The sequence below is a fragment of the Gemmatimonadaceae bacterium genome, from assembly GCA_019637445.1.
Lineage (GTDB): Bacteria > Gemmatimonadota > Gemmatimonadetes > Gemmatimonadales > Gemmatimonadaceae > Pseudogemmatithrix.
Window position 1 is genome coordinate 1,622,985 of sequence record JAHBVS010000001.1, and the last position, 14,875, is coordinate 1,637,859.

Annotated in this window: 12 protein-coding genes; 2 read left to right on the plus strand and 10 right to left on the minus strand. The window is 68.4% G+C overall.

The window, feature by feature from the left end:
- Positions 1 to 70 precede the first annotated feature (70 nt).
- The 10 genes from KF709_07370 to KF709_07415 all read right to left on the minus strand — a co-directional run bounded on the left by KF709_07370 (position 71) and on the right by KF709_07415 (position 12,950).
- Positions 71 to 1,129: a PD40 domain-containing protein gene (locus KF709_07370; protein ID MBX3174216.1), complete on the minus strand. Its 1,059-nt coding sequence runs from the start codon at positions 1,127 to 1,129 to the stop codon at positions 71 to 73.
- A 28-nt stretch (positions 1,130 to 1,157) separates the two neighbouring features.
- Positions 1,158 to 2,762: a S41 family peptidase gene (locus KF709_07375; GenBank protein ID MBX3174217.1), complete on the minus strand. Its 1,605-nt coding sequence runs from the start codon at positions 2,760 to 2,762 to the stop codon at positions 1,158 to 1,160.
- 62 nt (positions 2,763 to 2,824) lie between these two features.
- A complete protein-coding gene (locus KF709_07380; GenBank protein MBX3174218.1) occupies positions 2,825 to 3,667 on the minus strand; it encodes a replication initiator protein A in 843 nt (280 codons plus the stop codon).
- Positions 3,668 to 3,713: 46 nt separating this feature from the next.
- The gene (locus KF709_07385; protein ID MBX3174219.1) at positions 3,714 to 4,259 is read right to left on the minus strand and encodes a MerR family transcriptional regulator; all 546 of its coding nucleotides are present in this window, start codon (positions 4,257 to 4,259) and stop codon (positions 3,714 to 3,716) included.
- A gap of 68 nt (positions 4,260 to 4,327) precedes the next feature.
- The gene (locus KF709_07390) at positions 4,328 to 4,972 is read right to left on the minus strand and encodes a hypothetical protein (GenBank protein MBX3174220.1); all 645 of its coding nucleotides are present in this window, start codon (positions 4,970 to 4,972) and stop codon (positions 4,328 to 4,330) included.
- Between the two features lie 69 nt (positions 4,973 to 5,041).
- Positions 5,042 to 8,230 carry an efflux RND transporter permease subunit gene (locus KF709_07395; GenBank protein MBX3174221.1) on the minus strand — a complete coding sequence of 1,063 codons (3,189 nt, stop codon included), beginning with the start codon at positions 8,228 to 8,230 and terminating at the stop codon, positions 5,042 to 5,044.
- A complete protein-coding gene (locus KF709_07400; GenBank protein MBX3174222.1) occupies positions 8,230 to 9,411 on the minus strand; it encodes an efflux RND transporter periplasmic adaptor subunit in 1,182 nt (393 codons plus the stop codon). Before KF709_07400 ends, KF709_07395 begins: the two co-directional genes overlap by 1 nt.
- Positions 9,411 to 10,844 carry a TolC family protein gene (locus KF709_07405; GenBank protein ID MBX3174223.1) on the minus strand — a complete coding sequence of 478 codons (1,434 nt, stop codon included), beginning with the start codon at positions 10,842 to 10,844 and terminating at the stop codon, positions 9,411 to 9,413. The genes KF709_07400 and KF709_07405 overlap by 1 nt, the downstream gene beginning before the upstream one ends.
- Positions 10,845 to 10,899: 55 nt before the next feature.
- Positions 10,900 to 12,015: a response regulator gene (locus tag KF709_07410; protein MBX3174224.1), complete on the minus strand. Its 1,116-nt coding sequence runs from the start codon at positions 12,013 to 12,015 to the stop codon at positions 10,900 to 10,902.
- A 218-nt stretch (positions 12,016 to 12,233) separates the two neighbouring features.
- Positions 12,234 to 12,950 (minus strand): hypothetical protein, encoded by a 717-nt coding sequence (locus KF709_07415; GenBank protein MBX3174225.1) that lies wholly within the window; start codon positions 12,948 to 12,950, stop codon positions 12,234 to 12,236.
- Positions 12,951 to 13,018: 68 nt separating this feature from the next.
- Here KF709_07415 and KF709_07420 point away from each other — a divergent pair, with 68 nt between their 5' ends.
- Positions 13,019 to 14,383: a glutamine synthetase gene (locus KF709_07420; protein ID MBX3174226.1), complete on the plus strand. Its 1,365-nt coding sequence runs from the start codon at positions 13,019 to 13,021 to the stop codon at positions 14,381 to 14,383.
- Between the two features lie 7 nt (positions 14,384 to 14,390).
- Complete coding sequence (locus KF709_07425) at positions 14,391 to 14,873, plus strand: FKBP-type peptidyl-prolyl cis-trans isomerase (protein ID MBX3174227.1); 483 nt, start codon at positions 14,391 to 14,393, stop codon at positions 14,871 to 14,873.
- The last annotated feature ends 2 nt before the right edge of the window (positions 14,874 to 14,875 follow it).

Here is a 14,875-nt window from a genome sequence, read left to right on the forward strand (position 1 = left end):
GTCGTGATACTAGCAGGGGGGTCCGGTGTGCGTCCACCGGACCCCCCTGCCGACCGCAGCGAATCGTTGCCTACCAGCGGAAGTCGGCGATGAAGAGGTTCGTCTCGCCTTCCGTGGAACCGTGGCGGTTGCTCGCCCACAGCAGTTGCCGGCCGTTGGGATGGAAGATCGGGAAGCCGTCGAACGAGGGATCGAACGTCACCTGCTCGAGCTGGTCGGGACCAGCCATCGAAGCGGCGGCGTCCACGAGGTAGAGCTCGAAGTTGCCGCTGCGTGGCGCGACGTGGTTGGACGAGAAGATGATCTTGCTGCCGTCCGGGCTCCACGAGGGGCCGAAGTTCGCACCGCCGAGCGCGGTGACCTGGCGCTGGTTGCTGCCGTCGGTGTCCATCACCCAGAGCTCGACCTTGCTGGGCCGGATGAGACCCTGGCCGAGCAGTTCGTGATACTGCGCCAGCTCGGTCGAGTCCTGCGGATGGTGGGCGCGGTAGACGATCTTCGTGCCGTCGGGCGACCACCAGGGGCCGCCGTCGTAGCCCACGGTGTTTGTCAGGCGACGCACGTCGCTGCCATCCACGTTCATCGTGTAGATGTCGAGGTCTCCGTCCTTGAGGGACGTGAACACGATGCGCTGTCCGTCAGGCGAGAGGATGGCCTCGGCCGTGTAGACGTCGTAGTTGGTGAGCCGCGTCATCCCCGAGCCGTCGCGGTTGACGGTGTAGAGGTCGTACTTGTCGAGCGGCCAGACGTAGCCCTTGGAGGGATCGGGGCGCGCGGGGCAGGAGGCGTCGTGCGCGGTGCTCGACGAGAAGAAGAGCTTGTCGGAGCCGGGCAGGAACCAGCCACAAGTCGTCTTGCCGCGGCCGTCGGAGACGCGTGTCAGGCCGGTGCCGTCAGGCTTGATGACGTACTGCTGGTCGCAAGTGCGGCCGTCGCGTGTGGACTGGAAGGTGATCCACTCGCCGCTGGCGTCCCAGTAGGCCTCGGCGTTCTCGCCGCCGAAGGTGATCTGCCGAAGGTTGGAGAGCCGCGCTTCCTGCGGGTGGGGTTCGCGGATGACGATGGGGGAGCGCTCGGCGCAGGCCGCCGCGCCCAGCAGCGCGACGGCGACAACGAAACGTGCGGACATCTATCGGATCAGGGTTGGGAAGTCGGAATCAATCGGGCCGTCGCGCGGCGGCGGACGGCGCGGCGGCGGGTGCCGCGAGGGCCAGCAGGTCGGCCGTGGTCTGGCCGCGGCGCAGGTAGTCCATCGCCACCTTGAGCTGCGTGTCCTCGGGGATCTCGCGGCGCTTGGCCGTGGAGTCGCCGAAGGCCCGGCGGGCGATGCGATTGAGCAGCAGCCGGTCCACATAGGCGCGGCCGGCGTCCCACTCGGCCTTCTCGACGACGACGCCCTTGGCCACGAGGCGCTGGCGGAAGCCGTCGCGCATCTCGGCCGTCACGGCGAAATCGGGCGTGACCTTGTCCTTCAGGCTGAAGGCGTAGTCGTCGAGCGCGAGGTACACGTCCTGCGAACGCGGCACCAGTGCGCGCGCGAGCTTCTGTTCGGCGGTCGTGATGGTGTCGTATGGCACGATCACGTCCGGCGTGACCGCGCCGCCACCGTAGACCGGGCGCCCGCCGGCGGAACGGAACACTGGGCGGTTCAGGCGTACGTCGTCCGTCTCCAGCGAGTCGGGCTGCACTTCCACGAGCCGGCCGTTGCTGTCGAGCACGCGCTCCTTCTGGATCGAGCGGCCGCTCGGCGTATACCACTTGCCCGTGGTGAGCTTGATGGCGTAGCCGCCGTCGAGGCGGTACACCGACTGCACGAGGCCCTTGCCGAACGAGGTGGTGCCGACGATCAGGGCGCGGTCGTGATCCTGCAGCGCGCCGGCGACGATCTCGGAGGCGGAGGCCGAGTAGCCGTCGGTGAGGATGGCCATCGGGATGTCCGGGGCCAGCGGCGTGGCCTCGGCGACATAGCGCTCGATCTGGCCGGCGCGGCCGCGCACGCTGGCGAGTTCCTTGCCGCGCGCGATGAAGAAGTTCGTCATCTCCAGCGCCTGATCGAGATAGCCGCCGGAGTTGCCACGCAGGTCCATCACGATCGAGGTGGCACCTTCGGCGCGTAGCCGCTGGTACTGCTCGGCGAACTCGCGCGTGGTCGTCTCATTGAACTGCTGGACCGGGATGTAGCCGATCTTGTGGTCGAGCATGATGGCGAAGGGAATCGCCGGGATGCGGATGGTGCGGCGCGTGAATTCGACCTCGAACGATTGCGTCACGCCCGGACGGGCAAAGCGCGCCTTCACCTTGCTGCCCGGCGCGCCGCGGAGTCCGCCGGAGACCTGGTCAATGCGCCAGCCGCGCGTGGAGTTGGTGTCCACGCCGATGATGCGGTCTCCCTCGCGGATGCCAGCCTCTTCGGCGGGCGTGTGCGGGTAGACACGGCTCACGATGATTGTGCCTTCCTGATCCTCGATGAGCATGCCGACGCCGCCGTAGAAGCCGCCGGTGGTGGTGTTGAACTCTTCGAGCTGCTTGGGCGTGTAGAGCTCGGAATACGGGTCGCGAAGTTCGTCCACGAGGCCGCGGGCGGCACGCTCGTACAGCTCGCGGACGCCGATGGAATCGACGTAGCGCTCACCCACGAGCTGGAGTACTTGGTCGAACAGGCGCGCGCTGTTGATGGCGCTGCGTTCCTGCACCACGAAGGCGCCCACGGCAAGCGGGGCGAGCACGAGGGCGGCGATGGCAAGCGTACGGCGACGGAACATGTGCGGCGACCTTTTTCGATGAGTCTACGGAACGTACTCAGCGAATACGCGAGGGGCCACCGCTAGTTCCAGTCGTACTCCACACTCCAGATCCGCCCTGCCTGGGTGAAACGGGCCCGCTTCACGCTGCCCGCGGCAACCAGCATTTCGTGGGCGGGTTGGATCACCCGCTGGAGGTGCGACGGGTAGCGCTGGGTGAGGGGCAGCAGCTCGGCGAGGCGCTCGAGGGTTAGGCGCCATTGCCCAGCGCCGGACTCGGCACGGTGCGCCTCGAGCAGCCGGTAGAGCCGGCGGGCCACCGGGGAGGACAGGGCCACATAGCGCGGGGCCAACAGGGCCACCGCGTGACCGGCGGCGAGGTTGCCGCGGATCTGCGGTGCGAGCGTCACGCGCGCGTCGCCGGGCTCGTTGGAGGCGAGGGCAGGAAAGAGCGCGAGCTGGTCCCGGTCCGTGAAGCGTCGCCGGTCGATGGCGACCGCGGAAAGGATGGTGAAGCGCGCCGCGGGGTGTTCACGCCGTGCGGCGTCGTACCACGCGGCCTCGCTCTCGAGCACCGTGCGCTCGAGGCGTGCGAGCGCGCCGCGCAGCTGTTCGTAGGTGCGGCCGTCCACGCGTCGACCCATCGAGCGGAGGAAGGCGTGCAGCGTGAACGAGAGCGTGCCGTCGGCGGGCGCCTCGGCTTCCGCATAGCGCCGCATCAACTCGAAGTAGACATCCTGGTCGAAGGTGCCTGGCAGGCGTTCGCCGGGTGCGGGGAGGACTCGCCAGCGCCCTCCGTTGTCCGCTGTGAAAGCGACGACGGAATCGTCCGAAGAATCGGAGAGGCGAAAGAGCGGGAGGCCCTCAATGGCACGGTCGAGGAGCACCGTGCGCGCTTGGGGCTTTCGGCGCGCGGCGGGCGTCATGCGACTGTATAGTGTGGCCCGCACGTGAATGCGGGCAAGAGCTTCGCTATCTCAGCTCTTCGCGACCCAGTGCGGCACGCAGGGCCTCACGCATGGCCACGAAGCCTGATTCGTGCGCGGCCGGCGAGTCGCTGCGGACGTGGATTTCCACGCCGTCGGCAACGGCCACGCGCTGCCAGGTGGCCGGCGTGTCGTCGTCACTGCGGCTTGGCAGAGGGAGCCCGTTGCCGAGCGCGGGAGCGAGCGATGCCGCCACCCGCTTCTCGAGCTGGTCACCCTGCAGCCCCGCGAGTTCGCTCTTGATGGAGTCAAGCGTGTAGCCCTCGCGCTGCCTCACCTTGATGGCAAGCAACTGGAGCAGGTGCTTGTAGTGGTAAGTCGCAGCCGTACCCTTGCCTTCCGGATGATCGAGCAGGCCACTGGCGACGTAGAACCGAATGGCCCGGGCACTTGGCGTCGCGCGGGCAGAGGTGTTGGTGGGGCGCATCCCCGCGGCATCCACCAAGGCCGTGGCGTGGGAGGCGAGTCCACGGGCATTCCAAGGCGCGTGTTTGGCGTGAACGCGCAAAAGGGCGACGGGCGAGTCCGACATCGTGCGCAAAGACTAACGCGGAACGGTCGGCGCGGATAGCTCGCCCGTCGCCCTTTTACAGGCGCGGCCTACTTCTTCTTGGCTGGCTTCTTCGCAGGCTTCTTGGCGGCCTTCTTCACCGCCTTCTTTGCGGGCTTCTTCGCCACCTTCTTCACGGGCTTCTTGGCCGCCTTCTTGGCGACCTTCTTCACCGCCTTCTTGGCCTTCGCGGGCTTCTTGGCGGCCTTCTTAGCCGCCGGCTTGGCGCTCGCCGTCTTCTTGGGCGCGTGCTTCACCGCTGCGGCTGGCTTGGCCGCTGGCTTCGCAGCGGCCTTGGCGTCCGGGGCAGGCTTGGCGGCCGGCGCCGGCTTCGCCTGTGCCGGGGCCGCGGCTGGAACGGGCATCTCTCCCGTCGTCTCGAACACGCTGCGCACGATGGGCTTCTCCGCCGGCTTCCGGCCACGGCGACGGGGCGCCATCGATTCGCCGAAGATGTCGGACTCCTCGTCCTCCTCCTCGGCCATCGGGGCTACGCCGCCCTCCTCCTCGTCCTCGTCGGAATCCTCCGTCGAGTCCCAGAGCGAGTCGGAATGGTCCTTGTTGGCGGCCCAGCCGCCGTCCTCATCGTCCTCATCGTCGTACGACGACCTGCCTCCGCCGCCGCCCCCGTAACCGGACTCATCGTCATCGTCGCCGTCGGAGAACAGGCGGTCGAGAAGCTCCCTGCCAGGCATCGTGGCCTCCTCTACTCGGTGAAAAGCCCTGCGCTTAGACCGCTGAATACTACGGCAACCTGCCGTTCGTCAAGCGGTGTTTTCGATCCTGTCGGCGGCGAGGATCGGGGCGTCGGCCGAGGGGTGGTCGGCGGCGGACTCTGGGAGCCCGCGACGCTGTCGGAACCAGACGCCCAGGTCGTCGAGCAACGTATAGACGGCCGGCACCACAAACAGGGTCAGCAGCGTGGAGGTGATGAGCCCGCCAATCACGGCGTGGGCCATTGGCGAGCGTTGCTCGGCGCCCTCGCCCAAGGCGAGCGCCAAGGGCAGCATCCCGAAGACCATCGCCGCCGTCGTCATCACGATGGGGCGCAGGCGGATGCGGCCCGCCTCGAGGATGGCGCTCATGCGGTCGTGCCCCTGCGCGCGCGAGTGGTTCACGAAGTCGATGAGCAGGATGCCGTTCTTGGTCACGAGGCCCATCAACATGATGATGCCGATCATCGACATCACGTTGATGGTCCCGCCGGTGACCCAGAGCGCGAGCGACACGCCGAGCAGCGAGAGCGGCAGCGAGAACATGATGGCCATCGGCTGCAGGAAGGAACCGAAGAGCGAGGCCAGGATCAGGTAGATGAACACGACCGCGAGCACGAGGGCCTCGAGCACGTAGCCCTTGGTCTCGTTGAGGTTCTGTACGTCGCCGGTGAACACGGTGCGGTATCCAGCGGGCAGCACGATCGAGTCCAGCGCCTGCTCGGTGGTGGCGGCGACGTCACCGACGGCCGCGCCTGGGAGGACGCCGGCCGAGATGGAAATCTGCCGCTCGAGCTGCCGCCGCTCGATCTGCTGCGGCCCCACGCCGGCGCGCACGTCGGCGACCTGCGCCAAGGGAATGGTGACCGGCACGCCACTGCGCGGATCGACGGCGCCAACCGCGACGGGGATGTTGGCCACGTCCTCGGCGTTGGTGCGCATCGAGTCCGGGTACACGACGCGCACGTCGTGCGAGTAGCCCTGTTGGTCCTGCCAGCGGGTGGCGCGGGTGCCCGTGAACAGCGGCTGCAGCGTGCCGGCGATCGTGCCGACGCCGAGGCCGGCGGCCCAGGCCTGCTGGCGATCGACCTGCACGTCGAGCTGCGGGATGTCGCCTTCGTCGCTGGAAAGCGGCTCGGCCATGCCGGGCACGTCGCGCATCACTTCATTGACTTGGCCGGCGATGAGCTTGAGACGCTGGGGCTCGGGACCCTGCACGTTCACGACGATAGGCTGGCGATAGCCGCCGAAGATCGAGCGCGTGCCATCGATGCTGGCGCGGGTGCCGGAGACGTTGCGTAGCAACGGCCGCAGTCCATTTTGGATCTCGGCCATCGAGCGCTCGCGGTCGTGCTTGGGCTTGAGCTTCACGAAGAGCTGGCCGGTGGTGACCGTGCCGCGGAAGCCGGAGCCGACCGTCAGGTAGGTGAACTCCACCTCGGGAATCGTCTTCACGATGGAGTCCACCGCGTGGCCCTTGCCCAGCGTGTACTCGACGCGCGCACCCGGCGGCACGCGATAGCTGACGTTGAACTCGCCGGCGTCGTAATCGGGCATCCAGGTGAAGCCCAGGCGCGCGGCAATGCCCACGGCAAGCACCACGGACACGAGCCCGATACCAAGCACCGACCAACGATGCCGGATGGCGCGTTCGAGCATCGGCGGGTAGCGGTCGGCCACACGTTCGAAGGCGCGGTCGAACCAAAGCGCGATGCCGCGGATCGGGCCGACCTTTCCGTGCTTGCCGGCGGCGTGCTCCTCCGCTTCCGGGTCGTGCCAGATGCTCGAGAGCATCGGGTCCAGCGTGAAGCTGACGAACAGCGACACGCTCACCGCAAAGGCCACGGTCACGCCAAACTGGAAGAAGATGCGGCCAATCATCCCGCCCATGAACGCGACGGGGATGAACACGGCGATCACCGCAAGCGTCGTGGCAAACACCGCGAGGCCGATCTCGCTGGTCCCCTCGCGGGCGGCGGTGAAGTGGTCTTTGCCCATGGCCACGTGGCGCACGATGTTCTCCCGCACGACGATGGCATCGTCGATCAGCAGGCCGATGGACAGCGACAGCGCCAGCAGCGTCATCGTGTTCAGCGTGAAGCCGAAGGCCCACATCGCGAAGAAGCTGGAGATGATCGCCACGGGCAGCGTGAGGCCCGTGATCACCGTCGAGCGCCAGCTCGCGAGGAACAGATAGATGATCATCACCGTGAGGATGGCGCCCAGCACCAGCGCCAGCTCCACGTCCCACAGCGCCTCGCGGATCTTGGACGAGTCGTCGCGGATGATCTGCAGGTTGATGTCGTTGGGCAGCTGGCGGATCAGGTCATCCACGACAACGCGGACCTGGTCGGCGACCTCAACGGTGTTGGAGCCGGAGATCTTGAGCACGTCGAGCGACAACGCGGGATCGCTGCCCATGAAGGAGCCGCTGCGCTTCTCGGCGACGCCGTCGACAACCGTGGCGACATCGCGCACGCGGACGGGCGCGCCGTTGCGCACCACGATGGCCACGTCGCCGAAGGCCGCCGGGTCCGTGATGCGGCCCGTGATGCGCACGAGGCGCTCGCCGTTGCCGCGCTGGATGCGGCCGGCTGGCACCTCCTGGTTCTCGCGGTCGAGTGCGGCCGCCACCTGTGCCGGCGAAAGGCCATACGCGCGCAGGGCGACGGGATCGAGCTCCACGCGAATCTCGCGTGTGGCACCACCGACCAACTGCACGCCGCCGACGCCGGGAATCGCCTCGAGCCGCGGCTTGATGACCTCGCGGCCCAAGTCCGTGAGCTCGCGCATCGGACGCGCGTCGCTGCGCATCGCGATGCTCATGATCGGTCGGTCGTTGGGGTCGAAGCGAATGACGACCGGCTCCTCGATGTCGCGCGGCAGGCTGCGGCGGATGCGGCCGATCTTGCCCTGCACCTCGGGCTGCATCTTCTGCACGTCTACGCCGAGGTTGAACTGCAGGCGCACCATCGACGCGCCTTCGGTGGAGGTCGAGGTGATCTCCTTCAGGCCCTCGGTCGTATTGAGTGCCTCCTCGAGCGGCTTGGACACCTCGCGCTCGACGACCTCGGGTGACGCGCCCGGGTAGAGCGTCTGCGCGACAATCACCGGGTACGTGATGTCCGGATACTCGTCCACCGACAGCCGCACGAAGGACACGGCGCCGATGACGACCAGCGCGACCATCATCATGGTCGCGAACACCGGCCGCTTGATGGAGATGTCGGAGAGGAACATCAGCGCGCCCCTGCCGCGGCGTTGCCTTCGCCGCCGATGAGCTGCACCTGCATGCCGACGCCCATCATGCCGACGTTGCCGACCACCACACGGTCGCCGACGGCCAGTCCGTCGAGCACCTGTACGACGCCGCGGACTTCATCGACGATGCCGAGCTTCACGCCGACCCGCTCCAACGAGCCGCCGGCAAGGCGCCACACAAAGGGCTCGCCGCCGCCGGGCGCCTGGCGCACGGCAGGCTGCGGAATGGCGAGCTGGTCCGGCAGGCCGCGCTCGATGATCTGTCCGGTGGCGAAGGCGTTGCCCTTGAGTTCGCCATCGGCATTGGGGACCTGCACGTAGACCGTGATGGACTGCGAGGTCGGGTCGATGGTCGGACTCACGCGCGCCACGCTGCCTTCGAAGGCGCGTCCATCGGACGTGAAGCGCACCGCCTGTCCGGGCGCGATGTTGCCGGCGCGCCGCGCGGGGACGGCGGCGGTGAGCTCGAGGGTCTCGGTGCGCACCAGCGTGAACAGCTCCATGCCGCGCTGGGCGCGCACGCCGCGCTCGATGCTCCGGCGCTCGATGATCCCATCGGCCGGTGCGACGATGCGCGTGTCGCGCTCCGCCAGCGTCGCGGTGCGGAGCCGCGCCTCGGCGGCAGCGAGGCGCGCGGCCGAGGCGGCTGCCGCCTGCTCGGCGACGCGGAACTCCCGCTCCGGAATCGCACCGGCGCGGAAGAGCTCCTGCGTCTGCTCGAAGTTCCAGCGCGCCGTGCTGGCGTCGAGCTCGGCGGCCAGCCGGTCAGCCTCGGCCGAGGCCCGCGCCGCGGTCTGCTCGGTGTCCTCGAACCGCGCGAGCAGCGTGCCGCGCCGGACCCGGTCACCCTCCCGCACGGCGACCTCGAGCACGTCGCCTTCGAGTCGAGCCCGCACGCTGATGGTCTCGATGGGGCGCAGCCCGCCGCTGATGGCCACGCCTTCCTCGACGAGTTCGCGGGCGACGGTGTGCAGGTCGGCGCTGGAGAGCACGATGGAGCCGCCGCTGCGGGCGGCGCCCGCCGCGGATGGCGCGGCGCCCGTGGCCGGGCTCGGTGCCGCGCCGGCACCTGGCGCCGCGCCGGCGCTCGCCGCGGCGCTGTCACCACCACAGGAGGTGACGGCAAGGACGAAGAGCGAGAGGACTGCGATACGCGACATCAGCGGGATTCCCGGAGCGTGATACTGGCGCCGTCAGGCAACGGAATCGGCTCGGCGCGAACGCGCGCGAGGTCGGCCACGGCAAGGAAGAGGTCGATCAAGGCGCGCGCGTCGGTGGAGCGCGCGGTCAGCAGGGCGAGCTGGGCATCGGAGACTTCGAGTTGCGTGCCGACGCCGCGCTCGGCGCGCAGGCGGGCGAGGGCAAAGGCCTCCTCTGCCTCCCGCACGGTGGTCTCGCGAGCGGCCGCAACCGAGCGGGCGCGCTCCAGTTCTGCGCGTGCGCGTGCCACGTCGATTGCGGCGTTCTCACGGGCCTGCTTGAGCTGGGCCTCCGCCGTCTTGGTCTGGGCCTGGGCGAGGTCGATCTGTCCCTTGGCGCGCAGGCCGTCGAACAGCGGCCAGCTGAACTGGAAGCCGATGTTACGGTCGGGGAACCAGCCGTTGTTCTGGCAGATGCGTGTGGGGTCCGAACCGGCCGGGCAGTAGGACGAGGCGCGATCCCCGAAGACCGTGGGAAACCCGTTGGCCGATGGCAGCGCGAGGTAGCCGAAGGAGACCGAGGCGTTGAACGTCGGCAGCAAGTCGGCGCGTGCGGCGCGAATGCTCGCGCGACGTGCCGAGACTGTGTACTCGGCGGCGGCCACGGCGGGACGCGTGCCCGGTACGCGGTCGTTGGCGACGGCGGCTGCGGCCAAGCTGCGAACCGTTTCCGCGTCCAACTCGGTGGCCAACGCGATGGGTTGGTCCGCAGGCAGGTCGAGGAGGCGCCGCAACTCGAGGTCCGCCACCGCTCGGTCCGATTCAGCCTGGCGCAGCAAGGGTTCGAGGTTCGCCCGCTCGACGCGCGCGCGCAGGACGTCATAGCGCGACGCGCGGCCCGAACGTTCCAACTGCTCGACCTGGGTGACCCGCTCGTCGGCGATGGTCAGGTTGCCGCGCTGGATGTCGACCAGCCGCGCCGAGAAGAGGGCATTCAGGTAGACGCGCTGGACGAGCACGGCGAGCTGGGCCCGCGTCTCGTCGCGCGTGGCCAAGGCCGCGCGCTCCACGCGCGAGGCCGCCTGTGCGGCTGCCAGGATGCGGCCGCCCTGAAACAGCGACTGCTGCAGCTGCAGGTTGGAGTTGTAGACGTAGTTCTGCCCGAACAGCTGGCCGACGATCTCGGCGCGCGCGTTCTTGAGCACCTGCGTGTACGTGGAGTTGAGCCGCAGCTGGGGAAGGCCCGCGGCGCGCGCGGCCGTGACCTGCGCATCGGCCAGCTCGACCAAGGCATCGGCGATGCGGGTCTCGTCCGAGCTCCGCAGCACTTGGCGCACAACATCCGGCAAGGCCAGGCGCAGGCTGTCTTGGGCGGCCAGCGGACGCGCGGCGGCGCCGGCCGCGGGCAGGGCCAGCGCACAGGCCAGCAGGCGAAGAAGATGGCGAAGGGGCATCGCTGATAAACGTGCGGCGGCACGTGCGCGTTCAGGGCCGCCACGGCCCCGGCCGTCAGTCGGTGGCGGAGTCCAGGAACTGCAGGGTCTTCCGCCCCTGGACATTCGCCCGGAGCGCCTCAAAGACCTTGGGGTCGAGCATCGTTCCGGCGCGCTCCCCGAGGAACTTGACGGCCTCGGCGGGCTTCATGCCGGCGCGCCATGCGCGCGGCGAGACCAGCGCGTCAAAGGCGTCGGCGGCAGCGAGGATGCGGCCGCCCAGGGAGATGTCCTCGCCGGAGAGCTGTTCGGGGTAGCCGTTGCCGTCGAAGTGCTCGTGGTGATGGGCGACGGCCGGGAGAACGTGCGCCAGGGGCTTGATAGGCGAGAGAATCTCCAGGCTCAGCTCGACGTGCGTCTTCACGTGGTCGAACTCTTCCGGGGTGAGCGCCCCGGGCTTGTTCATCACCGACTCACGCAAGCCGATCTTGCCGACGTCCATCACACGGCCGGCGAGGCGAATGGCCTCAACCTCGTCATCGGAGAGGCCGAGGGTTGAGGCCATCGAGGCGGCGAGGTCGGCCACGCGGTCGGAGTGCCCCCGCAGGAAGGCGTCCTTCGTTTCCTGTGCGCGGACGAGGGCCGTGACGGTGTCGAGCACCATCGAGTTGAGCAACTCGCGCTCGACGCGGAGCTCCTCCGTCTGGGCGGCGACCTCCTCGCGGATGAGCCGTTCGACCTTGCGTTGCTCGATGGCGAGGGCGCGCTTGTGCAGCGCGCGCTCGAGCGCGGCAGCGAGATCGCCGAGCTCGACGGGCTTCATCAGGTAGTCCATCGCGCCAAGGCCGAGGGCCTCCGTCGCGGTGGGTGCATCGTTGACGGCAGTGAGCATCACGATGGCGAGGTCCGGGTCGCCCTTCAGGGCCTGCGGCACAAGCTCGAGCCCAGTCATCTCGGGCATCCGGATGTCGGAGAGCACCGCAACGAAGCTGTCCTGGCTCAGTGCGTCCAGCGCTGCGGCTCCCGAGTCGGCTGTGGTGACGTCGTATCCACGGGCGCGGAGGAATCGCGCCAAGGCGCTCCGAATCGACTCCTCGTCGTCCACGACGAGCAAGCGGCGCGTGACCGGCTCTGTCATGGCGCGCATCGCCGTGGTGAGCCGGCCGGGGGCCGAGGATCGTGGAGCGGTCATACGGGGGAGCCTCCCATTCGGGAGAAGATACAACTCGGGGTGTGAAGCGCGAGCGTGGGACCGCGCGGTGCCGGTGGGGACCTACCGAGTATCGGCCGAGCGCGCTCGTTGGCGCAACGTCAGCGGAATATCGGAGCCAAGGATCTCAGGACCGCTGGCATGCGATCAAGGACGAACAATCGCGCGCACAAACAGGCTCATGCTAAAATGATGCGCCATTACTGTCTTAATGGTGTCCTGCCATCAGCCTCTCGAACAGCTGCATCGATGTCAGGAGCGTGATCCTCGTACTCCGGGAGAGCCTTGGCGCGCTCACTGACGAGTGCCGCCGAGAGCCGCGCTGCAAAACGCGCGCGCGCATCGATGTTGCTCAGCAGCCCATTGGCCCGCATGCCGAGAATGAGTCCCAGCAAATGCGAGGGTTGCGTGGCGAGGATGGAGTCGGCCTGCGCGAGTGCAAGCTCCCCGTCGCCGCTCACCAATCCGAGCAGGCCGAGGTCGTAGCGCTGATGTGCATTGAGCGGAGCCAGCGCCTCGAAGCTCTGGATGGCCATCGGCGCGAAGAACGTGACCGAGTCGCTCTTTCCTTCGGATACGTAGGTCATCACGCGCTGGAAAAGGCGGTCCGCACGCTCCTGCGGACCCATCTGCGAGATGTCGGGCGCGCGTCCGGCCGTCGCTGCCACGGGAGTTGCCGCGGTGGACGCTCGCCGCGCCCCGCCAAACTGCTGTCCCACCACAAAGGCGAGCAGCGCCAGCAGTGCGATACCCGCCACCGACCACGGGAGGATGGTGGCCAGGGCGTTGGCCGCCGGAGCGCTGGCTGGGGTACCTCGCGCGGCGCTTGCGGCGCCGTCGCGGGCGGCGCCGCAGCGGTGACAGAAAGCGCCACGCTCCCCGAGCGCGGCGCCACAGGACGCACAATGACGAGCCATGGGCGAAAGCTAATCGCCGCCTGCGGCGGCAATGGCGAAGACCCTGCGGGAGCGGAGATATTCCCCGTATGGCTCAGAAGTCCCCAGCGGTTCCCAGCGACCTCAGCGGCGCCACGGCGAAGGACATCCTCGGCCTCGCCGAGTCGCAAGGCGTGCGCTTTCTCCGACTGCAGTTCACCGACATCCTCGGCATCAACAAGAACGTCGAAGTGCCGGCGTCGCAGTTCGCCAAGGCCCTGGCGGGCGACATCCTCTTCGATGGCTCGTCCATCGAGGGTTTCGTGCGCGTCGAGGAATCCGACCAGTTGCTGAAGCCGGACTTCTCGACCTTCCGCGTGTTTCCCTGGGGTGATCCGGCGCAGCGCGTGGCGCGTGTGATCTGCGACGTGGCGAATCCGGAGGGCGAGGCCTTCGCCGGTGATCCCCGCCAGGTGCTCAAGCGGCAGGTCGCCCGCGCCGCCAAGCTCGGCTACGTGATGAACGCGGGGATGGAAGCCGAGTTCTTCCTGTTCCGTCCAGCCAGCGATGGAGGGGCGGCGACGCTGACGCACGACGTGGGCGGTTATTTCGATTTGGCGCCGATGGATCGTGGCGAGGATGCGCGTCGCGCCATCGTTGGCGTGCTCGAGCAGCTCGGCTTTGAGGTGGAGGCCGCACACCACGAGGTGGCGCACGGCCAGCACGAGATCGACTTCCGGTACGCCGACGCGCTGACCACGGCCGACAACATCGCGACGTTCCGCTTCGTGGTGAAGCACGTGGCGCAGCAGTTCGGGCTGGTCGCGTCGTTCATGCCGAAGCCCGTCTTTGGGCAGAACGGCAGCGGCATGCACACGCACCAATCGCTGTTCGTGAAGGGCGAGAACTCGTTCTTCGATGCAAAGGGCGAGTTCGAGCTCTCGAGCGTGGCCCACCACTACATCGGTGGGTTGCTCAAGCACGCGCGCGGGATGTGCGCCATCACGAACCCACTGGTGAATTCGTACAAGCGCCTCGTGCCCGGCTACGAAGCCCCGGTGAACGTGGCCTGGTCGATGCACAACCGCTCGCCGCTCATCCGTGTGCCGGCACGTCGCGGCACGGGCACGCGTGTGGAGTTGCGGTCGCCCGACCCGGCGGCCAATCCGTACCTCGCGCTCGCGGTGATGCTGGCGGCGGGTCTCGACGGCATTGCGACCGAAGCCACCAGTCGCGAGCCGGTGAACGAGAACATCTGGGAGATGAGCCACCGCGAACGGCGGCGGCTGCGCATCGACGACCTCCCACGCGACCTCAACGAGGCCTGCGATGAGCTGGAGAAGGACGCGGAGATTTGCGAGGCGCTGGGTCCGCACGTGACGCAGCACTTCCTGGCCGCGAAGCGCGAAGAGTGGCGCGACTACATCTCGCAGGTCTCGGCCTGGGAGCTGGAGCGCTACCTCGCCAAGTATTGAGGCGATGATGCGTCCCGGTGTTCGATTGAGTCTCGCAGCGCTGGTGACCGCCCTGCTCGCTGCTGCCTGCAGCGCCGCCGGCAGCACGCCGGCCCCCGGCGAGGATCCGCTGCTCACGACTACCTACGGGATTGAAGCCGAGGTGCTGCCGGACCAGCTGACGAGGCACCCGCGCGGCTTCTTGTATCGCGACATCCTCGCAGGGTCAGGCGCCGGCGGTACGGCGGGCCGCTGGGTGCAGGTTTCGTACGTGGTGCGCTTGGCTGACGGGCGCGAGGTCGATCGCGCCGAACCCGAGTCCCCGCTGCGGTTCCGTGTCGGGGACGGCTCGATGATTCCCGCGCTGGATATCGCCGTGCGTGAAATGCAGGTCGGTGGGGTGCGGCAGCTGGTGATCCCACCGCGCCTGGCCTACGGCGCACGCGGTCGGGGGCCAGTGCCGCCCAATGCGATTCTCGTGATGATCGCGCGTTTGGAACGCGTGGAGTGATG